21 protein-coding genes are annotated in these 19,501 nt (G+C 39.4%); 14 read left to right on the top strand and 7 right to left on the bottom strand.

Annotated features, from left to right (window positions below; all coding sequences use genetic code 11):
• Positions 1-107: 107 nt before the first annotated feature.
• Both BLQ13_RS04255 and BLQ13_RS04260 read right to left on the bottom strand, forming a co-directional pair.
• Entirely contained in the window at positions 108-680 is a 573-nt protein-coding gene (locus BLQ13_RS04255; RefSeq protein WP_090916323.1) for a flavin reductase family protein, read from the bottom strand.
• 169 nt (positions 681-849) lie between these two features.
• The gene (locus BLQ13_RS04260; RefSeq protein WP_244159215.1) at positions 850-1,131 is read right to left on the bottom strand and encodes a MerR family transcriptional regulator; all 282 of its coding nucleotides are present in this window, start codon (positions 1,129-1,131) and stop codon (positions 850-852) included.
• Positions 1,132-1,265: 134 nt separating this feature from the next.
• On the opposite strand from BLQ13_RS04260, the gene BLQ13_RS04265 reads away from it, so the two are divergent.
• Complete coding sequence (locus tag BLQ13_RS04265) at positions 1,266-2,237, top strand: aldo/keto reductase family protein (RefSeq protein WP_090916325.1); 972 nt, start codon at positions 1,266-1,268, stop codon at positions 2,235-2,237.
• Between the two features lie 156 nt (positions 2,238-2,393).
• Here BLQ13_RS04265 and BLQ13_RS04270 read toward each other — a convergent pair whose 3' ends face one another.
• Positions 2,394-3,179 carry a leucine-rich repeat domain-containing protein gene (locus BLQ13_RS04270; RefSeq protein ID WP_090916327.1) on the bottom strand — a complete coding sequence of 262 codons (786 nt, stop codon included), beginning with the start codon at positions 3,177-3,179 and terminating at the stop codon, positions 2,394-2,396.
• 314 nt (positions 3,180-3,493) lie between these two features.
• Between BLQ13_RS04270 and BLQ13_RS04275 the strand changes: the two genes are divergently transcribed.
• Both BLQ13_RS04275 and BLQ13_RS04280 read left to right on the top strand, forming a co-directional pair.
• A complete protein-coding gene (locus BLQ13_RS04275; protein ID WP_090916329.1) occupies positions 3,494-4,684 on the top strand; it encodes a glycine C-acetyltransferase in 1,191 nt (396 codons plus the stop codon).
• A gap of 37 nt (positions 4,685-4,721) precedes the next feature.
• Complete coding sequence (locus BLQ13_RS04280; RefSeq protein ID WP_090916331.1) at positions 4,722-5,681, top strand: L-threonine 3-dehydrogenase; 960 nt, start codon at positions 4,722-4,724, stop codon at positions 5,679-5,681.
• A 123-nt stretch (positions 5,682-5,804) separates the two neighbouring features.
• Here BLQ13_RS04280 and BLQ13_RS04285 read toward each other — a convergent pair whose 3' ends face one another.
• From BLQ13_RS04285 to BLQ13_RS04295, 3 genes are read right to left on the bottom strand one after another with little or no spacing between them, the layout of a single operon-like run.
• The gene (locus tag BLQ13_RS04285) at positions 5,805-6,278 is read right to left on the bottom strand and encodes a DinB family protein (RefSeq protein ID WP_090916333.1); all 474 of its coding nucleotides are present in this window, start codon (positions 6,276-6,278) and stop codon (positions 5,805-5,807) included.
• Between the two features lie 60 nt (positions 6,279-6,338).
• Positions 6,339-6,920: a TetR/AcrR family transcriptional regulator gene (locus BLQ13_RS04290; RefSeq protein WP_090916335.1), complete on the bottom strand. Its 582-nt coding sequence runs from the start codon at positions 6,918-6,920 to the stop codon at positions 6,339-6,341.
• Positions 6,917-7,378, bottom strand: a complete 462-nt coding sequence (locus tag BLQ13_RS04295) for a nuclear transport factor 2 family protein (RefSeq protein ID WP_090916336.1) — start codon at positions 7,376-7,378, stop codon at positions 6,917-6,919. Before BLQ13_RS04295 ends, BLQ13_RS04290 begins: the two co-directional genes overlap by 4 nt.
• A 321-nt stretch (positions 7,379-7,699) precedes the next feature.
• Between BLQ13_RS04295 and BLQ13_RS04300 the strand changes: the two genes are divergently transcribed.
• Both BLQ13_RS04300 and BLQ13_RS04305 read left to right on the top strand, forming a co-directional pair.
• On the top strand, positions 7,700-8,041 hold the full coding sequence (locus tag BLQ13_RS04300) for a GNAT family N-acetyltransferase (RefSeq protein ID WP_090916337.1): 342 nt from the start codon (positions 7,700-7,702) through the stop codon (positions 8,039-8,041).
• 22 nt (positions 8,042-8,063) lie between these two features.
• Positions 8,064-8,495 carry a GNAT family N-acetyltransferase gene (locus tag BLQ13_RS04305; RefSeq protein ID WP_090916339.1) on the top strand — a complete coding sequence of 144 codons (432 nt, stop codon included), beginning with the start codon at positions 8,064-8,066 and terminating at the stop codon, positions 8,493-8,495.
• A 140-nt stretch (positions 8,496-8,635) separates the two neighbouring features.
• On the opposite strand, the gene BLQ13_RS04310 is transcribed toward BLQ13_RS04305, so the two are convergent.
• Positions 8,636-9,232, bottom strand: a complete 597-nt coding sequence (locus tag BLQ13_RS04310) for a TetR/AcrR family transcriptional regulator (protein WP_244159216.1) — start codon at positions 9,230-9,232, stop codon at positions 8,636-8,638.
• A 195-nt stretch (positions 9,233-9,427) separates the two neighbouring features.
• Between BLQ13_RS04310 and BLQ13_RS04315 the strand changes: the two genes are divergently transcribed.
• The 9 genes from BLQ13_RS04315 to BLQ13_RS04360 all read left to right on the top strand — a co-directional run bounded on the left by BLQ13_RS04315 (position 9,428) and on the right by BLQ13_RS04360 (position 19,498).
• A complete protein-coding gene (locus BLQ13_RS04315; RefSeq protein ID WP_090916341.1) occupies positions 9,428-10,087 on the top strand; it encodes an SDR family NAD(P)-dependent oxidoreductase in 660 nt (219 codons plus the stop codon).
• 39 nt (positions 10,088-10,126) lie between these two features.
• A complete protein-coding gene (locus BLQ13_RS04320) occupies positions 10,127-10,771 on the top strand; it encodes an NAD(P)-dependent oxidoreductase (RefSeq protein ID WP_090916343.1) in 645 nt (214 codons plus the stop codon).
• 51 nt (positions 10,772-10,822) lie between these two features.
• Positions 10,823-11,467, top strand: a complete 645-nt coding sequence (locus tag BLQ13_RS04325) for a DsbA family oxidoreductase (protein ID WP_090916345.1) — start codon at positions 10,823-10,825, stop codon at positions 11,465-11,467.
• A 281-nt stretch (positions 11,468-11,748) separates the two neighbouring features.
• Positions 11,749-12,414, top strand: coding sequence for a GntR family transcriptional regulator (locus BLQ13_RS04330; RefSeq protein ID WP_090916347.1), 666 nt, complete (start codon positions 11,749-11,751; stop codon positions 12,412-12,414).
• Positions 12,415-12,429: 15 nt separating this feature from the next.
• Positions 12,430-14,121, top strand: a complete 1,692-nt coding sequence (ilvD, locus tag BLQ13_RS04335) for a dihydroxy-acid dehydratase (RefSeq protein WP_090916349.1) — start codon at positions 12,430-12,432, stop codon at positions 14,119-14,121.
• Positions 14,122-16,012: 1,891 nt separating this feature from the next.
• Positions 16,013-16,252, top strand: a complete 240-nt coding sequence (locus BLQ13_RS04345; protein WP_090916353.1) for a hypothetical protein — start codon at positions 16,013-16,015, stop codon at positions 16,250-16,252.
• 103 nt (positions 16,253-16,355) lie between these two features.
• Positions 16,356-17,297: a helix-turn-helix transcriptional regulator gene (locus tag BLQ13_RS04350; protein WP_090916355.1), complete on the top strand. Its 942-nt coding sequence runs from the start codon at positions 16,356-16,358 to the stop codon at positions 17,295-17,297.
• Complete coding sequence (locus BLQ13_RS04355) at positions 17,287-18,672, top strand: hypothetical protein (protein WP_090916357.1); 1,386 nt, start codon at positions 17,287-17,289, stop codon at positions 18,670-18,672. Before BLQ13_RS04350 ends, BLQ13_RS04355 begins: the two co-directional genes overlap by 11 nt.
• 16 nt (positions 18,673-18,688) lie before the next feature.
• Entirely contained in the window at positions 18,689-19,498 is an 810-nt protein-coding gene (locus BLQ13_RS04360; RefSeq protein ID WP_090916359.1) for a hypothetical protein, read from the top strand.
• Positions 19,499-19,501: the final 3 nt, after the last annotated feature.

Consider the following 19,501-nt stretch of genomic DNA (forward strand, 5'->3'; position numbering starts at 1 on the left):
ATTTATGGAGAGCTCAGCATCGGGAAAAATTCGTAAAAACCCATAATGACGAAAGGAGTTCCCAAAAGGGGACTCCTTCTATTTAGCTCTAATCAGTCGATTTAGTTCTACTTCGATCGATTAAGATGCAATGGATGGTTCTTTTCCGCGCTTTCCTGATTTAGTATTTTGTAGGTTGATCGGCCTGCATATAATGGAACCTCAAGCTTTGAGAAGTCGGGGAGTCCATTCTCTAAAAAACATGAATCATCTCTATAGCGCTGAACAATTTCTCCTGCGATCCACTCATGGTCGCCAAAACTTGTAATGCTCAGCGTACGGCATTCATATGCAAAGTAGGCATCCGTGAGAACAGGTATATCGACTTGAAGTCCTTCTTCATACTCAATATTGAATTCCTTGAATTTATCCAAATCTCTTCCACTGTATGTTCCAACGGCTTGAATTATTTCTGAACAATGTGCAGGCAAAAAGTGTACACCGAATGCTCCGCTCTGCTCTATTAGTGTATAGGTATAGGTCTCTTTCCGAAGAGATATGCCATATATTCCTGGTGAAGAGCCGATGTACGTGTGCCATCCTGAAGCCATAATATTTTGCTTTCCCTCATGACGCGCAGTCACTATTGCAACCATTCCGGGGTATGAGTACCATGATTCGTCTTGGATCGGTTGTCGCATGAAAATCACTCCTCGTAACCATATTTTCAGAGCTAAACTTGAAAAGGCCACCCGTCTGAAAAACAAAAATCATATTATCGGGTATCGATATGAAAGATGCCAATCTCATTATAGTGATCCAGCTTGTAATCAATGGTTCCCAGGCTACAGTTCAACACGTCCATTTGCTTCACGATATTTTGCCGATGTTGCTGTAACATTTCTTTCCTCTGTTCACTAGTACTTGAACCTTCCAGACAGAGCGCATGAATGCTTTTATATCCTCAAGTGGCATACCACTATCTCTCAGACAGCGTACTAATTCCAGCCAACATATATCCATCTCGGAATATTTACGTGTACCGTATTCTGTCTTTTTCAACAAAGGCATCAGACCTGTCCGATCATAGAACCGCAGCGTGGAAGCAGGCAACCGGGTGCGTTCTGCAACTTGTTTAATCGTAAATTCCAAACAAATCTTCCTTTCAAAAAAAGGTTGAAGGTATTGACTTAAACCTAAGTTTAACTACTATCCTAAGATAGTACAATAGAGCGTTTTCATAAATAGCCTCTAGTCAAACCATTCTCAAAAAGGAGTGATTTCAGTTGAAATACAGAAAGCTGGGTAGAAGTGGATTGAAAGTTAGTGAAATTGGATTAGGAAGCTGGCTGACCTATGGATCGGCCACTTCTGAGGAGGCAGCGCGTGCATGTATGCATAAAGCATACGAACTCGGTGTCAACTTTTTTGATACGTCGAATTCGTATACAGGTGCTGAAGAGGTCATGGGAAGTACGTTGAAGTCGTATTCACGCAGTAGTTATGTCCTTGCTACAAAATTGTTTTTCCCGCAAGGATCGGGACCGAATGAACGTGGATTGTCCCGTAAACATATCGTCGAGCAGTGTGAGGCGAGCTTGAAACGATTGGGCACAGATTACATTGACCTATACCAATGTCATCGTTTTGATTCCGAAACTCCTGTTGAAGAGACGCTTCGAGCATTGGATGATCTGCAAGCGCAAGGTAAGATTTTATATGCAGGTGTCAGTGAATGGACGGCCGCACAGATTGCGGAAGCCTCCGGAATCAGCAAACGTCTGAACTTGCGTCCGTTAATTTCCAATCAGCCAATCTACAATATGTTTGAGCGATATATCGAGAGAGAAGGTGTGATTGAGCAATGCGAGCAGGAGGGGCTTGGTCTCATTGTGTTCTCTCCACTAGCACAGGGCATACTCACAGGCAAATACAAACCGGGACAACAAATTCCAGAAGGCACACGAGCTGCGAATAATCAAACAAATGGTGTCATCAACAGTTATTTACGTGAGGATGTGCTCCAATGTACTGTACAACTATCGGAAATGGCTAACGAACTCGGGACAACCTTATCCCAATTCGCATTAGCATGGATTCTCCGACAACCAGCGGTAAGCTCTGCCATTATTGGCTCCAGCAGACCCGTTCAGATTGAAGAGAATCTCAAAGCAATTGAGCTTAAACTTACACCGGATATTATCTCGGAAACCGAAAAAATCCTGTCTTCCATCAGCCATTTTGCGCCAATGCGGTAACAACGAAAAATGAATGGAGATATAGACTAACAGGTAGAGAAGCGCTCGTGTGACTTATATATACTGCAATGCACAAAAAAGGCCGTTAATATTAACGGCCTTTTTGTCCTATTTGAAAGAAAGATGGTCTAAAAATCTAAACTTAAGTTGATTAGACTAATCCACTTTATCAATCTCCAGGCTCACAATCACTCCGTTCTTCTCCAAATCTTTAACGATCTGCTTCGCATGTTCATTTAGCGGGTTGTTTCCCAGATATACCTCGGTTAAATGAGGAATCGTTTCAAGCACAGCAATATCTTGAATAAGATTATCTTGCAGATAAAGATGTTGTAAAGTTGGATGGTTTTTTAATGGTGTCAGATCCTTAATGCGATTATTGTCCATACTAAGCCATTCAAGATTCATCTTTTGGAGTGGTCTTAAGTCTGATACTTGATTGCCGCCGGCAAGCAAACTTGTAAGATTGCGTAAATTTTTTAGAGGTCCTAGATCTTTTATTTGGTTATCATTAATCAATAAACTTTCCAAATTGCGCAATCCTGAAATTGGAGATATATCTGTAATTTGATTCCCATCTAAAGCCAATAGGTTTATTTTCGTCAGCTTGGAGAGGGGGTTTATATTTTTGATTTTATGGCCGGGTAGAACTAGTTCCGTTATGTTAACTGCATACTCAAGTCCTTGCAAATTTGAGATTTTTCTTTTTGCATCCAATGAATACAATGATTTCATTTTTTTTAAATCGGCTGCTTTCAGTTCATTTTTACCCGATAGCTTTAATTCTGTTCGAATGATTTGTGTTAAAACGGGATCTTTAACAACTGAAGCTGCCAAAGTTGTGGATGTCGGTAATATTAAAAGCATCAAACAAAATACGATTAAACGTTTTACGAATGGATTAGGCATAGTGCACTCCTTAAAATTAGGTTCTACATTCATTCTTCGATCTCTTTCTCTCAACTATGTATGACTATGTACGATTCATGATCCACTCCTTATATGATTTAATAATAAAGAATATACCATGATTTGGAGCATAGTACATGGTTATATTGTCAAAATATTATACTAGTCCAGCGATGCAATCGCTATGTTTATTTGCGGATTTTTTTGTCATTTTGTCCACCATATGTGTACAAAAAATAAAAAAGATGCTACATTGAAATCAGGAAAATTCCTTTTATAACAAGGTTTTAAAACAGAAATTTCTTGTCTCCTGTACGAGGACATACGTATATCGAGGAGGGAATAGAATGTCAAGTCAAGCATTGGATCAATTTTTAAGTTCGAACATCGAAGATCTAAAGACTAAAGGTCTATATAACGTTATCGATACGCTACAGGGTGCAAATGGTCCGGTTATTCGAATCGACGGAAAGTCTCTAATCAATTTGTCTTCTAATAACTATTTGGGACTGGCAACGGATCATCGCCTGATTGATGCTTCAGTTAAGGCAGCTCAGACATACGGGGCAGGCGCAGGGGCTGTGAGAACCATTAATGGTACGATGGATCTTCATATTGAGCTTGAAGAAAAACTTGCCCGTTTCAAAAAGACGGAAGCCGTTATCGTGTATCAATCGGGATTTAACTGCAATATGGCTGCTATATCCGCGGTAATGGACCAGCATGATGCAATCTTATCAGATGAGTTGAACCACGCTTCAATTATTGATGGCTGCCGTCTGTCGAGAGCCAAGGTTATCCGCTATAAGCATTCGGATATGAATGATTTAAGGCAGCAGGCGAAAGAGGCCAAGGAATCCGGTCAGTACCATAAAATTATGGTCATTACCGACGGGGTTTTCTCCATGGATGGTGATATCGCAAATCTGCCCGAAATCGTGAAAATAGCAGAAGAATTCGATTTGATTACCTATGTGGATGATGCTCACGGTTCAGGCGTTCTCGGAGCAGGTGCTGGAACCGTGAAGCATTTTGGATTGTCCGACCGTATCGACTTTCAAATTGGCACTCTTTCCAAGGCGATCGGCGTTGTCGGCGGTTATGTCGCGGGTAAGAAACAACTGATTGAATGGTTGAAGCTGAGAAGCCGTCCGTTTTTGTTCTCAACATCGTTGCCTCCGGCTGTAATCGCTTCTTGTAGCGCTTCTGTCGACATTTTGATGAATGACAAAGAACTGATCGAGAAGCTGTGGGAGAACGGCAATCATTTGAAAAATGGCTTGAGTCGGCTTGGATATGATGTAGGCCAAAGCGAAACACCGATCACACCTTGTATCATTGGCGATGAAGTAACCACCCAACAGTTTAGCAAACGGCTCTATGAAGAGGGCGTTTACGCCAAGGCAATCCTGTTCCCTACGGTTCCGAGAGGAACCGGAAGAATACGCAACATGCCGACAGCTGCCCATTCCAAGGAGATGCTGGATCAGGTTATCTCCGTTTATGAGAAAGTTGGCAAAGAAATGAAGCTGATTTAGTTGCACCTACGGGAGTCTATTTCGGGAGGAATGTCTTATGAAGAAGATATTGGTGACCGGAGCACTGGGCCAAATCGGTTCTGAGTTAGTTGTTAAATTACGTGAAATTTATGGTGCGGATCACGTCGTTGCTACGGATCTCAGGTCATCATCCCACGAAATTACCCGATCCGGACCATTCGAAGTGCTGGATGTGACAAATGATAAGGCGATGTTTGAAATCGCCAAGCGGTACGAAGTAGATACCATCATGCATTTGGCTGCGCTACTGTCGGCTACGGCAGAGGAGAAGCCCCTGCTTGCCTGGAACTTGAATATGGGCGGACTGATGAATGCACTTGAAATATCCAGGGAGCTCGGTTGCCAATTTTTCACTCCAAGCTCCATTGGATCTTTTGGCCCTTCGACTCCCAAAGACAATACACCGCAGGATACGATCCAGAGGCCCAATACGATGTACGGTGTGAACAAGGTGTCCGGCGAACTACTTTGTGATTATTATTTTTATAAGTACGGTCTGGATACGAGGGGGTTACGATTCCCCGGATTGATATCTTATATGACGCCTCCCGGTGGAGGAACGACGGATTACGCGGTGGAAATTTACTATGCCGCTGTGACGACTGGTCGGTATACATCTTATATCGCCAAAAACTCTAACATGGACATGATGTATATGCCGGATGCCCTAAACGCTATCATTGATTTAATGGAAGCGGATTCATACCGATTGATACACCGAAACTCATTTAATGTCACTGCAATGAGCGTCGACCCAGAGGCGATCGCTGCCGCGATTCGGAAAGAGATTCCCGGATTTATCCTGGATTATGATGTTGATCCGAAGAGACAGGCAATTGCCGATAGTTGGCCGCACTCCATGGATGCAACAGCTGCGAGAACAGAATGGGGATTTCATGCCCGCTACGACTTGAAGGCCATGACGAAGGATATGCTTTCACACCTAAGCGATAGACAAATGCTTCGCAAAGCTTAAATTTATGTTGAATTCGCCGTGTAAAGCGAGTAGAACTACAAAAGAAGCTGCATCAAGAGGTTGGGCTTTACCAAGACCTTTTGTTGTAGCTTCTTTTTTTATCCTCCAGCCCAGTCCGTTTCCTTAGTCGGATTCAATTATGCTCTTGATATTTTTAATTGTTGCAAAGTGCATTGCTTCATGGTAAATCAGGAAACTCAGTAATTGTTCTGCATTCGTAAAGCTAAGTCCTGTAGAAGACTTGTAATGAGGATTGATTTCTTCTTTCAATTTGCTTGAAAGTACCGATTCGACCCTTTCCATTTGTTCAGTTAACAAGTCGATTAATTGAGACAATGTCGGAGGCTCTGTATCCCAGTCAGACGGGTTAGTTCCTGGATCAAACAATTTACTAAAATTAGCAGGATATTTGGTTTCTTCACCAGTAAGCTGGAAAGCGAACTTCTCATGTATAACATACATGTGGCCGAGATTCCATTTTATATTGTTTTTCAAACCTGTTGGAATGATTTCGGATGCAGAGTCAGTTATATTCCTTACATAATCAACTGCCTGACGGCGAACAAATTTCAATTGATCTGCGACAAAATGGCTCATGATATTGACCTCCCATAAAATAAAGTCGCTAATGAAAACGTTAAAGAGAACACGTTTGTGTCAGTGACCAGAGTTGCTTTTAGAAACATAAGTTGAGACTCGTTGTGAAAGATTTGCCAACGTACGTTCAAAGAAAGATTCATCATTAAGCGCTCTACTCAGAACCAATGCTCCTTGAATACTAGCAATTATCTCCTCTGAAAGCTGATTAGCAGTCTCTTTAGAGATACCTGTTTGAACTAGCGCCGCGCTTAAGGCTTCAATCCATCTTATAAAATATTGCTGTATTACAGTAGCGAATCGATCTCTTGTTCCGTCCAAAGCGAATGCACCAATAAGGCATATACGCTGTCCCGATTGAAAATAAGTATCGACCTCTTGCCACATATGATCAATGGCTTCACGAGGTTCATTCTTTTCGAGCGGTTCAAAAATATTCTTTACAAACCATTGATCAATATGAGTAAGAATTTCAGCAACCATCTCATCTTTTCCGCCTGGAAAGAAATAATATAAGCTTCCTTTAGATAGACGCGTACGGGATGTAATTTTACTTAACGATGCACCTTCATAACCTAATTCACGGAATACCTCCGTAACGAGAGGGATGACGTCCGATTTTTCAAAAACAGTACGAGTCATAGGTTTAACTCACTTAGGCTAGGGTGTTCAGCAGGGCGTGTGCCGAGAGGCCAATGAAATTTTCGTTCCGATTCCTTAATCGGCATGTCATTAATCGAAGCGAATCTTCGCTTCATCAAGCCGTCATCAGCAAATTCCCAATTCTCGTTTCCATACGATCTGAACCAGTTACCGCTATCATCATGCCATTCATATGCGAATCTCACTGCAATACGGTTATCCGTAAATGACCAAAGCTCCTTAATAAGGCGGTACTCCAGTTCTTTGGCCCATTTTCTAGTTAGTAAAGAAACAATTTCTTGGCGACCTGTTGTAAACTCGCTCCGATTTCTCCAATAACAATCTTCAGTATACACAAGTGAGACACGCTGAGGGTCTCGGCTATTCCAGCTGTCTTCTGCCATACGAGTTTTTTGAATTGCTGTCTCAAGTGTGAATGGGGGAGTTAAATTATTCATTAGTTTTTCCTCGCTTTCTAAACCTTTTGTATCACTATAAACCGATCGGTTTATAAAAGCAAGTTCAAATCATAATACTTTAGCTGACAAACGTGAAGATCTTGTGGTGGACTATTCAGTTGAACTACATAGTCGTTTTGAATTTGCCAAATAGCAGAATTGGTATGTTGTAAAAGAATAAAAATGGTACTTACTTGATCCCAAAATAAAATGCTAACATATTTCTTAGATTACGATGAGTTTGACTCTGATGAAAAATACAAAGGCAAACACTCACTTCATGGTGAGTCTAAGCGTAGAAGAATTAGGGGGATTGATCTGATGCTAATCAGAGAAGCCAATATAAAAGACTATCCACAATTGAGACAAATTTATCTAGATTCCCGTCGTGAGAGTTTTCATTGGGTTAACACAGATGAAATGACACTTGATGATTTTAACAGGGACACATTAGAAGAACAAATCCTTCTTGCAGAGGAGAACTCCCATATTCTCGGATTTGCTTCATTATATGTACCTAACCGATTTATTCATAATTTGTTTGTACACCCCACTGCTGCTGGCAAAGGTGTTGGCGATCTGTTACTCAAACGGGCAGCTGTTGTTGAGGAAGGAGAGCCTGGAGCGAAATATTGGGTTCTGATTTATGAGGTTCATACTTAACATTAACGCAGGAGTGGTTACAATGGATATTCGTGTAGATGATTTGACCGGGGCACAAGTGATTGGGTTAATTGCAGAACATTTGCAAGGAATGGCAGATGACTCTCCACCAGAGAGCATTCATGCCCTTAATCTGGACGGTTTGAAGGCATGGGAGGAAGATGAGCTTCTTGGCTGTGGGGCTATTAAGGAATTGGACAAGGAACACGCAGAGCTAAAATCGATGCGGACTGCTAAAGATCATAAGCGTAAAGGTGTTGCTAGACATATTCTTGCCCACATTATTGAAGAAGCTATCAACCATGGATACAAAAGGATCAGTCTAGAGACTGGCTCCACGGATTCATTTATTCCAGCTCGCAAGTTGTATGAAAATTTTGGTTTCACGTATTGTGAGCCATTTGCAGATTATATCCCAGATGGGAATAGTACATTTATGACCAAGGAACTGTAAACCTTTCCTAAATGTGAAGATATAACAAACAGAAACCGACCTTACTCCATTGTTGGAGAATTTAAGGCCGGTTATTCGTTATTCCATGGCGAGATTTTGGTTTCAGCAAATTATTACTAGTCCTAACAGCATGCATCACTTTAATCTTTGATTGGAATCCCCGCAGCTGTTAAATGTCCGTGAGTTAAAATTTTTCCAAATTGAGAGGCAAGTTCACTCGGAGTATACGAAAAATCATTTTTAACCCACCATATTACAATGCCCATAAAAGTAGATGCGATATATTGAAGTAATAATTCCTTTGAAATCTTCAGAGGGGTATGATCCAAGCCATCTTCCACAGTATTTTTTATAATCTCCTCCATTTTTGATTGAAAACCATAAATTCTGTTCTCATCCAGTAAGAATGCTTTGTAAAAGGGGATATTGTCCTTAATTTTCTCCAGTATGGTTTGCATCAGTTGTTCAAGCATAGAGCCACTTATAGTAGATGTGCTACTCGAACAAAGCTTGAGTGTACTCTTTAACTCATCTAATAATTCGTCCATAGATACATTTAACAAATCGGGTTTGTTCTGATAATGAAGGTAAAATGTATTTCGGTTAATCATCGCCTTATCGGCTATATCTTGGATCGTAATCCCCTCGTATCCCTTCTCATTGAGAAGTTCTATAAATGCTTTTTTTATCGAATGTTTGGAGCGAATGATACGCAAATCAGTTTTTTTCTTCATCATGACCCGTTCCCTTAACTTTTTTTTGTTAGATATACGACATTGGAGTTGAAACTGTATTTTATCTCTCAAAATCAAAATTATTAAACATTGAATGCAGATCCTTTATTAATCATAATAAACAAAAGATAAATATACAACACGTTGTTCATTATTTATCTTGTTGATCATTAACTCTATTTGAAGGGAAGATATGAAATGAAAACGATAGCGATTGTTGGAGCAGGAGCAGGATTAGGGATGTCCATTGCAAAGAAATTCGGACAAAATGGCTTCCGCGTAGCTCTTATTGCGCGAAATGAAGACAAATTGAACCAACTGGTTATTGAATTAGAACAATTGGGAATCGAAGCGGCTTCTTTTCAGGCGGACATATTAAACAAAGAACAAATTGAGATGGCATTTGCTGCTATTAAAGAGAAATACGGATTTATCGATGTTCTTGAATACAGTCCAACGCCGAGCTTTGACACAGTAGCGCCAACATTAGATGTAACTGAAGAAAATGCGTTATACCAATTTCAATATAATGTTTTAGGTGCTTTATCGAGCATTAAACAAGTACTTCCGGATATGCTGGATAAGCAAAGCGGTGCTCTGTTATTTACAACTGGAGGTGCTTCAGTCCACCCGGTACCGATGATGGGTAATGTAGGAATTGCAATCTCAGGACTTCGTAATTATATCTTTAATTTGAACGGCGAATTAGCGGACAAAGGAGTATATGCAGGTCATCTTTCGATCGGAATCTGGATGCAGCCGAATTCAGGAGTTCAGGATAAAATCGCTGATATTTGGTACGACATGTACACCAAAAGAGATAGAGTAGAAGAGTTTATAACTGAAGATAAAGTGTGAGTTGAATAATTTATTTTAAAGGAGATACAAGAGAAAAATATGAATATCACTGTTTTTGGTGCAAGTGGTGCAATTGGACAGCTTGTAACACAACTAGCTTTGGATCACGGAGATTTCGTTACGGCATATGTTAGAAACCCCCAAAAAATCAGCCTCAAACATCCAAATTTGAGCCTTGTACAAGGGGATCTTTCGAATACTTCAACCATTGAGAAGGCCGTTGCCGAATCAGATGTCGTAATCAGCACATTGGGGCCAGCATCCGATATGTCACGAAAGCTTAAAAGCACGCCGATTGCTGACGGGCACGAACGGATCATTAAGGCTATGAACAAACTTAACAAAAAAAGGCTCATTACACTTGCGACGCCGGCTTTGCAATCCGATGACGATAAGAAAAACATTTCCACGATACTTCCAGGTGTCTTAGCGAAAGTTTTCCTACCAAACGGTTATGCAGAAATGAAGAAACTGGAAGGAATGATTAAGGAATCCAAACTGAATTGGACAGTCGTTCGAATTATTAATCCCAATGTCAAATACAAAGGGCAATCTTATGATTATTCATTCGGTGATAAACCAGCTAAATTAGGTGTTTCCAGAGAAAATGTTGCTAAATTCATGTACTCTGCCGCTCGTGACAACGCATTGATTAGGAAAATGCCTATTATTTATAACAAATAAATTTAAATGTAGTATTCACCGATTAAGGTGGTTAGTGAGGGAGGATTCAAAATGAAAATCGAGATATGGTCGGATTATGTTTGTCCATTTTGTTATATTGGTAAACGACGATTAGAATCTGCACTGGAGCAATTCGCTACTCCGAATGAAGTGCTTATTGAATATAAAAGCTTCGAACTTAATCCGCAAACATCCATGTACTCAGGCAAAAGTATGCATCAAATACTTTCGGAGAAACATGGTATGAGTCTCGAACAAGCGAAAAAGGCACATGCTGAACTTGAACAACAAGCAGCAATGATGGGTCTCGTGTATAATATCGACCAAATAAAGCCCACCAATACGTTTGATGCGCATCGTTTAACCCAGTATGCCAAATCTGTGGGTAAAGATCAGGAATTAGCTGAGAAGCTGTTCTATTCTTATTACACGGACGCCAAGTTAATTAGTGATCATGATACTTTAGCCAGTATTGCAGAATCAGTTGGAATGAATAGGGACGAGTCAATCGCAGTTCTCCATGATTCCTCCAAATATGCTAGCGAAGTGCGTTCAGATGAAGCCACAGCAAAACAATTAGGCATAACAGGAGCGCCTTTCTTTGTCATTGATAGAAAATACGCGATATCCGGCGCACAACCAACAGAGGTATTTTTAAAAGCTCTTAAACAAGCATCTCAGGAACCCTTCGTATGATTTTAACGATTATAAGCAAGTTTTAGTGAACATTTTAACACAACATTTTGGTTTAACTAACTAACAGATTCAATGATGAATGTAAATCTAACCGTGCTTAATAAATCAAGGAGGCAACTGATCTATGATTGGTTGCTTTTTTCATGCATTCGAACGCGCCAAAAAAACAGGTAGTTATCAGAATAAACTTAAATAAGCGAGTTAAAATGAAATAATAATTGCTTCTCAATCCTGTATGCGATATATTGCATATAAGAATAATTGTAATGAGGATGAAAACCATGCCAATTCCTAAAGATTTTGCCTTACCGGTCCGTATGTCCGCAAAAGAAAGAGCGTTTTCTCAGATTCAGCGATGGATTATTGATGGAACACTGCAGCCAGGTGAGAAGCTTATTGATGCGGAAATGGCTGAATCACTTGGAGTCAGCCGGACTCCGATTCGGGAGGCATTTCAGTTACTCGAAGTTCAAGGCCTCGTGTCGATGCATCCAGGGAAAGAAACAAAGGTAACGAATATTGAGAAAAACGATATTTTTAAAATGTATTCAACGATGGCTGCTCTTCAGGCATTAGCTGCTGAAATCACCGCCCAGATTATTGTTCCAGAACAGATCGAGAAACTAAGATCTATTAATTTGGAATTTGCAAATTCCATTAAAAATGGTCAAGTGTATCAGGCCATGGAGGTAGATGAGCTATTTCATAATTATATTGTGGAGCTCTCAGATAATCCTTATGTGGCCACATTTAATGCATCTCTTCAGATTCACATTAGGCGATTTAAATATGTGTTTTTAAAACAACCTATTACGGCTACACTAGCTTCAGTCGAAGAGCATGATTTGATTATTCAAGCTTTTGAAGGCAAAAATAGTGAGGATGCTCACGTACTAATGAAACAAAATTTTATCAGGCCTATGCAGGAACTGAACGAAATACTTTGAAATGAGGGAAGAAACATGGAGAATAAAAAAGATCTTCGTATTCGAAGTAAGGTAATCAGTGAAGGAGCTAACCGGGTACCAAACAGAGCAATGCTGCGTGCGGTTGGTTTTCAGGATGAAGATTTTAAAAAGCCAATGATCGGCATAGCGAGTACCTGGAGTGAGGTAACACCATGTAATATGCACATCAATGATTTAGCGGTACAAGCTAAGCAGGGCGCACGCGATAACGGTGGTGCTCCACTAATTTTTAATACAATTACCGTTTCAGATGGAATTTCAATGGGTCATGGCGGGATGTTGTTCTCACTGCCTAGTAGGGAAGCTATCGCTGATTCAATTGAAATTGTGACCGGAGCTGAGCGTTTTGACGGCGTTGTTGCGATTGGTGGTTGTGACAAGAATACACCTGCATGTCTGATGGCTATTGGACGAATGAACATTCCTTCTGTCTATGTATATGGGGGAACCATTCAACCAGGTAATCTCGATGGAAAAAAAGTGGATATCGTTTCCGCTTTTGAAGCCGTTGGTCAATATCAAGATGGCAAAATAACAGATGAACAGCTACATAAGGTTGAATGTAGTGTTTGCCCAGGCCCAGGGGCTTGCGGGGGGATGTATACCGCTAATACGATGGCCGCAGCTGCAGAAGCCATGGGTATGTGTTTGCCAGGTTCTTCCTCGACATCAGCGATTTCAGCGGATAAAGCATTAGAATGCGAAGCAGCCGGTAAACAGGTCATCTCACTGCTTGAACAGGAAATCTATCCAAGAGACATTATGACGAAGAAAGCATTTGAGAATGCGATCACCGTTGTTATGGCTCTGGGAGGATCAACTAACGCATTTCTCCATCTGCTAGCGATTGCGCACTCGGTAGAAGTCGATTTAACCTTAGATGATTTTGAACGCATTCGCCTCCGTGTTCCTCATTTGGCGGATTTGAAGCCAAGCGGCCAATATGTGATGCAGGATTTGAATGATATCGGTGGCGTCTCAGGGGTAATGAAGCTATTGCTTGCTGAGGGATTACTACATGGGGATTGCCTCACCGTAACCGGTAAAACATTGGCGGAGAATTTAGCGGAAGCTGATCCACTTCCGAATGATCAAGAGATTATACGACCACTCGATAATCCGCTGAAACCTGATGGACCATTGGTTGTACTTCGAGGAAACCTCGCTCCCGAAGGTGCTGTTGCCAAAATGTCAGGCATGAAGATCCAGCAGTTCTCCGGCCCTACCAAGGTGTACGATAGCGAAGATGAAGCAACAATAGCGATTACGAATGATGAAATTAAAGAAGGCGATGTCGTGGTCATACGTTACTGTGGTCCGAAGGGCGGCCCAGGTATGCCAGAGATGCTTTCCGTTACAGCACTTATCGTAGGCAAAGGACTCGGCGGGAAAGTGGCTCTCATCACGGATGGTCGATTCTCGGGTGGCTCACACGGATTTGTAGTCGGACATGTATCACCTGAAGCACAAGTAGGCGGACCGATCGCGTTGCTCAAAAATGGGGATATTATCACCATTAACAGTGATATTCAGGAAATGAAGGTTGAAGTATCAGAAGAAGAATTAGCCGCTCGAGCGAAAGCGTGGGTACAACCTCCGCTGAAAGTAAAATCCGGTGTACTCGCCAAATATGCTAAATTAGTTTCTTCTGCTTCAAAAGGTGCAGTAACCGATTTGATGGAATAGACAACTTTCTATTGTTATGCTTATAGTAGGGTAGGAAGAAACTGCTACGACGAATACTTGAAGCGCAATAAACTAAAAAAGCACCAGCTTTAAAAATCAAGAATTCACCAGAAATGATGAAGAATACGTTTTGTAATGATTAAATTGTTAATCTCCCGTTATTTTCATGAACTGAAAATTAACGGGTTTTTATTTTATCTGGACAGATTCTTTTCTTGCGTCAAAATGACTTGATTCTCATTATTGATAATCTCGTTTAATTCACGCTATTATGTGAGATAAGAACAACCATTTTGTCGAATTGTAAACATATGAATAATACATAGATATGTGTTTCATTGAAAGTAACTGGTTAATTCCCAATTGAGATTACAGGAGGTTGTGCAGATGATGGGAGGGCTGTAATCCTGTTGACTGATAAATACATTGGTATATAATAGATATTTAAAACAAAATAAGGATAGTGCATTCTTGGTATAAAATGTTGGTTGAACTTGGTATTAGAATTGGTGAACTGAAATAATTAGGTATGAATAAGAATGAAGTAGACAGAGTTATTCAATATTATGTTAATGAATATGAGAAGGGTACTAACTATTTTAACTTCTTATACAATTTATTTTCACGAATATCGAGTTAAGCCTTTGCCTTCCCTCTGTTTCCACTAAGTATTACAAAGATTCAATTAAATTGGATAAATCAAAATCCTCCTGAGTGGAGGTTTTTTTGATTGTGAAATTCAGATATCTATACTTATGTAAGGTTGGTTTTATCAACATATAAGAAGTTCTAGCCACCTTTCATCCAATCCATTTACATTACTACCAATAAGGCAGGAGACATATGATATAAGACCATCTGAAAAGTACGTTACGAATGATTATGAAGAGGAGAGCTGTGCAGAATGGAATTCAAATTTGGGAACGTTGCTATTGTTCTACCCCCTTTACAAATCACAATTATTGGGATCATCATTATACTCTTGTTAGTACGGTGGAGCAAACAATTAGAGACAAGACGTTTTACCGTATTCTTATACTTTTGGATCAGTACACTAGTTATACCAATCTATTCCTATGGTTCATCAGAAGGTGACTTTCAGCTATCGCTTCCCATTGGATTTTTATTGATTATATTATATCTATCAAACCGAGAGAGGTACCACCCGTCAAAAATGAAGGCGAGTCTTCTAGGGCTTTCCATAGCAATATACCAGCTAATTCTTCAATATGTTGGATAGCTACAATTGACGGGGGAGGAGGGATTACGAGTAGTAATTCGATGACTAATATGAAATACCCTAATAAAAAACGACGTATGCCTAGCTCTATCAAGGAGCGAAGTCATACGTCATTAGTCGGTAGAATGTGCAAGCTTTCATAATTTATTTTAAAACGTATTTTGTGATTGTTTTATCCATGTGAATATAAAATGTGTTTGCATCGTGAAAACGAATATCAGCTTGGTGAAAAAGAGCATCATCGATTTCAAGTGTGTTTTTTACTTTTAAGGTACGTGAATCGAAAATGTAGTAGATCGCCTTCTTCGGCTCTGGTTTAGTTGAATCATACCAAGCTTGTGATCGATCAGTGGTCCGAAGACAATACTCTGATCATTGAGTTGCTGTAGCAATCCTTGTGCAGGTAAATCATCAAACGTCTTGGTCGCAATCAATTGATTGTTAGCATTGTACAGACTAAGCTTATTTTATCTTGAATCAGATAGTTATTTTCTAAGGATATATAGAAAGAATCGTACATGTTATGCGCGTATGTTGTGATGTTTATGTATTAACATTAGATCACTGCAAGGAAATCATTACAGAAAGATGGAAGCGGTTTAGTAAGCGTGCCTTGAATGGTTCAGACACTTACATTTTTGTTGTTGCTTTATGCAAAATCCGATAACAATAGGAATGATCAAATATGGTGATACGAACGAAGATGTTACTAGCTATATCAAAGAGCTGAAAAAAATTATAGAGGGACTAAATCCCTTATTTATTTATGTTGAACAGAATGATCTTGAGCATTCCTTCAGAAAAGCGAGATATAAATGTGGATTAGCTAAACATTCAGCAGAAACAACAGCACTGCAAACTGTATCTCATTTATTACTTGCTGGTTTATAGAATATAAACTTGGAGATTTCTCATAGTTATTTTGAAGCACCCCAATATGTGTCCATTTAACCTGTTATAATGAAAATGAATTAGGCCTTTAGGTGGTGTACAAATGAATTACAAGAGTAATAAAGGATTTCGCTTATTAAATATTTACGAGCGTCTAAACAAGGGAGAAATGATCGATAAAGCTAACCTTGCTACAGACTTTGGAGTGACACAAAAGACAATACAGCGAGATATTGACGATTTACGAGCGTATTTGGCTGAGATGCACTATTCTGAAAGTGATGTATCTATCAGATATGATAGACGTAAACATGTCTATTATTTAGTTCGTTTTGAGAGAGAATGGCTTGCAAATAGTGAAGTCATGGCGTTGTGTAAAATCTTACTTGAGAGCCGTGCATTCGCACGGGAAGAGCTAGATGCATTAATTGGAAAACTACTTAAACAAGTTGTACCAAACGACCGTAAACAAATTCAACAAGTAATTAGCAATGAGCAACACCATTATGTTCCTCTGAAGCACAACAAACCTTTGATAAAAACCATATGGAAACTATCATTGTTAATCAGTAAACGAAAGATTATAAAGTTTAACTATACCCGTCAAGATGGCAGTTCGAAAACTAGATTTGTCAAACCTTTGGCCATTATGTTTTCAGAATATTACTTTTATTTAATTGCTTATATGGAAGATGGCAATAATGAGTTTCCAAAAACATTTCGTGTAGACCGAATTTCAGGTTTAGCGGAAACAAAACGTCATTTTAATCTTCCTTACAGAGATAAATTTAATGAGGGAGAGTTTCGTAAGCGAGTACAATTTATGTATTCAGGTGAATTAATGAAAATTGTATTTAATTTCTCAGGTCCTTCATTAGAGGCCGTACTTGATAGACTCCCTACAGCAGAAATCATCTCAGAAAACAATGGTATTTACACCATTCAAGCTGAAGTTTACGGTACAGGAATCGATATGTGGCTCCGAAGCCAAGGCCAGTATATCCAAGTTTTAGAAGAGCGAAAGGGAGATGGAAATGGAAGATAAAACAGTTCGATTAATGTACAGTCTAACAGCTAATCCAATTTTGCAAGAAATGAAAATTCATAATCAGAAGCAGTATGGAGTTACTCAGGAGTATAACAGTGTAAATCGAAATAAATTATGGGATTCAGCATCTGCAAAAGGTAAATTTAAGCAATCTACTTTTAAGGATCGGAAAATCTACGATGACCCAATAAGCGGACAGCAATTGCATTTCTCACAAAAAGCAGCTCAACGTAGGTTTCGCATGAAAAATGAAGCAGGAGAGAATATTTCATCAGCTTGGGCGAGACATTCTGCTGAGGTTGATCATGTCGTTTCCTTAAAAGAAATACATAATCGTGTCAAATATAACCCATTCTTTAGCGATAAAGATATGAAGGAAATCGCAAATCAAAAGAGTAATTTCAGGGTCACTTCCAAGTCATTGAATACATCTAAAGGTAGTAAAAGTGATTTTGAATTGGCATTCGCGCCTGACAGTAAGAGTTCAACCCCAGGGAGAGTCAAGCTAATACAAGGTAAGGTCGTTGCGGAGGCCAAAGTCAATACGGATATTTTGTCTAGATCTATGAAAAATGCTGGAGCAGACTTTACAGAAGGAGCACTATTTTCACTGCAATCCTCTGCTGTCCCATTAGTAGTTGAAGGTGTGGGTAACTTGTACAAAGTTGCCTTAGGAGAGAAAAAGTTTGAAGATGCTGCCAAAGATATGGGGAATCTAACTCTATCTGTTGCAACTACAGGGGGCACAATACGAGTTGTTTCTACAGGAGTGACACATTTACTTGAAAATAGTGGAAAAGAAGCAATTCGTAAACTAGCAAATTCAAATCAAGTGATGCAGGTAATTACTATCTCTCTAATGCTAAAAGATTCAATTTTCAAATATGTAAAGGGAGAAATAGATGGAAAACAATTTTTCGAGGAAGTCGGAGAGAAGGGAGTAGGAATGCTTGCAGGAACTATCGGAGCAATAGCAGGTCAAGCACTTATTCCAATTCCGGTTGTTGGTGCGGCTCTTGGATCATTGATCATTTCAACGGTATGCATGGATCTTTATCACTCATACCGTAATGTGGATGAATATAAACAGCTTGAGCAGGCATCAGCTAAGATTGCATCTGAAGCTTTGCAGGAGATGGACAGACAACAAGCCGTATTAAAACAGCTAATTCAAGAAGAATATGCCGAGTGGAATGCACATTTTATTAAAGGATATAACATGATATTTAATGGATCTGTATCAGATTCACCAGAACAAATCAACGAAGGTTTAAGTACAATTCTCTCTGTTTTCTCAAAGAATGTCTCTTTTGAAAATCAAAAGGCATTTGATGATATGTTCTTTGATAACAATTCAGTATTCAAAATGTAGGCTAGGGGGCGTTTTTATGTTGTTAGAAAGTATTTTGCTCGGCGGGGCAGTCAGCAGTACCGTAGCGAGGATGATAAAGGCAGATAAGTTAAATGAAAAGGCTGAAAGTGTTAATGTCCGTTCGTTTGAACGAGTAGTGGAGGCAGAAGAAAAGGTCAAAATACAAAGTTCAAAAACGCAAGCCAGCATTCAAAAGCTTATCAATCGAAAACGGGGTATATATAAAACTTCAATTGTAAACTTTTTAGAGCTGTACAGAAATCTACAGAAAATTGAAATGGAGGAGGGAGCGGGATTAAAGGAATTGCGTTCTTCTTTTCTATCTCCAATTGCTGTTGAATCAATGAATAAGATGGTTGGAGTATCTAAAAGTGAACTATCTGATTCTCAAGTTTTTTCTACTTACATATTTTCAGGAATTGCCGGAGTGATAAAAAAAGAAGCAGAGATGAACTTGTCTGCAGCTAATGCCCGTAGCTCGCAATCATTCATGATTGAAAAACAAGCAGAGACAATTTGCATTGCTCTGGATGCTATATTCCAGCGTTCAGAACATATCTGTGATGTTCTACGGAATTTAAATGCATTATTTATCAGATCATTGCAACAATGTAGATCAATTATCCAACGTAACGATAACGAAAAAAATCAATATTCGCAAAAAGACAGGGAAGCTTTCATGATTTGTTTCAACTTTGCCAAAGGAATCAAAGATATATTGGATGTTCCTCTACTTGATGAGACTGGTGAAATTAACTTGAAATCACTTGAATTGATAGAAACAGGAGAGGCTTTTCTTAACAAAATGAAGAAAATAAATATTTGATAT

Source organism: Paenibacillus polysaccharolyticus, assembly GCF_900102085.1.
GTDB lineage: Bacteria > Bacillota > Bacilli > Paenibacillales > Paenibacillaceae > Paenibacillus > Paenibacillus polysaccharolyticus.

Bases quoted from the DNA above. Each gene is read 5' to 3' on its own strand.
- ilvD (WP_090916349.1), top strand. From the start codon at position 12,430: ATGGAGAATAAAAAAGATCTTCGTATTCGAAGTAAGGTAATCAGTGAA.
- BLQ13_RS04315 (WP_090916341.1), top strand. From the start codon at position 9,428: ATGAAAACGATAGCGATTGTTGGAGCAGGAGCAGGATTAGGGATGTCC.
- BLQ13_RS04360 (WP_090916359.1), top strand. From the start codon at position 18,689: ATGTTGTTAGAAAGTATTTTGCTCGGCGGGGCAGTCAGCAGTACCGTA.
- BLQ13_RS04350 (WP_090916355.1), top strand. From the start codon at position 16,356: ATGAATTACAAGAGTAATAAAGGATTTCGCTTATTAAATATTTACGAG.
- BLQ13_RS04285 (WP_090916333.1), bottom strand. From the start codon at position 6,278: ATGAGCCATTTTGTCGCAGATCAATTGAAATTTGTTCGCCGTCAGGCA.
- BLQ13_RS04275 (WP_090916329.1), top strand. From the start codon at position 3,494: ATGTCAAGTCAAGCATTGGATCAATTTTTAAGTTCGAACATCGAAGAT.
- BLQ13_RS04255 (WP_090916323.1), bottom strand. From the start codon at position 680: ATGCGACAACCGATCCAAGACGAATCATGGTACTCATACCCCGGAATG.
- BLQ13_RS04325 (WP_090916345.1), top strand. From the start codon at position 10,823: ATGAAAATCGAGATATGGTCGGATTATGTTTGTCCATTTTGTTATATT.
- BLQ13_RS04330 (WP_090916347.1), top strand. From the start codon at position 11,749: ATGCCAATTCCTAAAGATTTTGCCTTACCGGTCCGTATGTCCGCAAAA.
- BLQ13_RS04305 (WP_090916339.1), top strand. From the start codon at position 8,064: ATGGATATTCGTGTAGATGATTTGACCGGGGCACAAGTGATTGGGTTA.
- BLQ13_RS04355 (WP_090916357.1), top strand. From the start codon at position 17,287: ATGGAAGATAAAACAGTTCGATTAATGTACAGTCTAACAGCTAATCCA.
- BLQ13_RS04280 (WP_090916331.1), top strand. From the start codon at position 4,722: ATGAAGAAGATATTGGTGACCGGAGCACTGGGCCAAATCGGTTCTGAG.
- BLQ13_RS04270 (WP_090916327.1), bottom strand. From the start codon at position 3,179: ATGAATGTAGAACCTAATTTTAAGGAGTGCACTATGCCTAATCCATTC.
- BLQ13_RS04320 (WP_090916343.1), top strand. From the start codon at position 10,127: ATGAATATCACTGTTTTTGGTGCAAGTGGTGCAATTGGACAGCTTGTA.
- BLQ13_RS04290 (WP_090916335.1), bottom strand. From the start codon at position 6,920: ATGACTCGTACTGTTTTTGAAAAATCGGACGTCATCCCTCTCGTTACG.
- BLQ13_RS04300 (WP_090916337.1), top strand. From the start codon at position 7,700: ATGCTAATCAGAGAAGCCAATATAAAAGACTATCCACAATTGAGACAA.
- BLQ13_RS04310 (WP_244159216.1), bottom strand. From the start codon at position 9,232: ATGATGAAGAAAAAAACTGATTTGCGTATCATTCGCTCCAAACATTCG.
- BLQ13_RS04345 (WP_090916353.1), top strand. From the start codon at position 16,013: ATGCAAAATCCGATAACAATAGGAATGATCAAATATGGTGATACGAAC.
- BLQ13_RS04295 (WP_090916336.1), bottom strand. From the start codon at position 7,378: ATGAATAATTTAACTCCCCCATTCACACTTGAGACAGCAATTCAAAAA.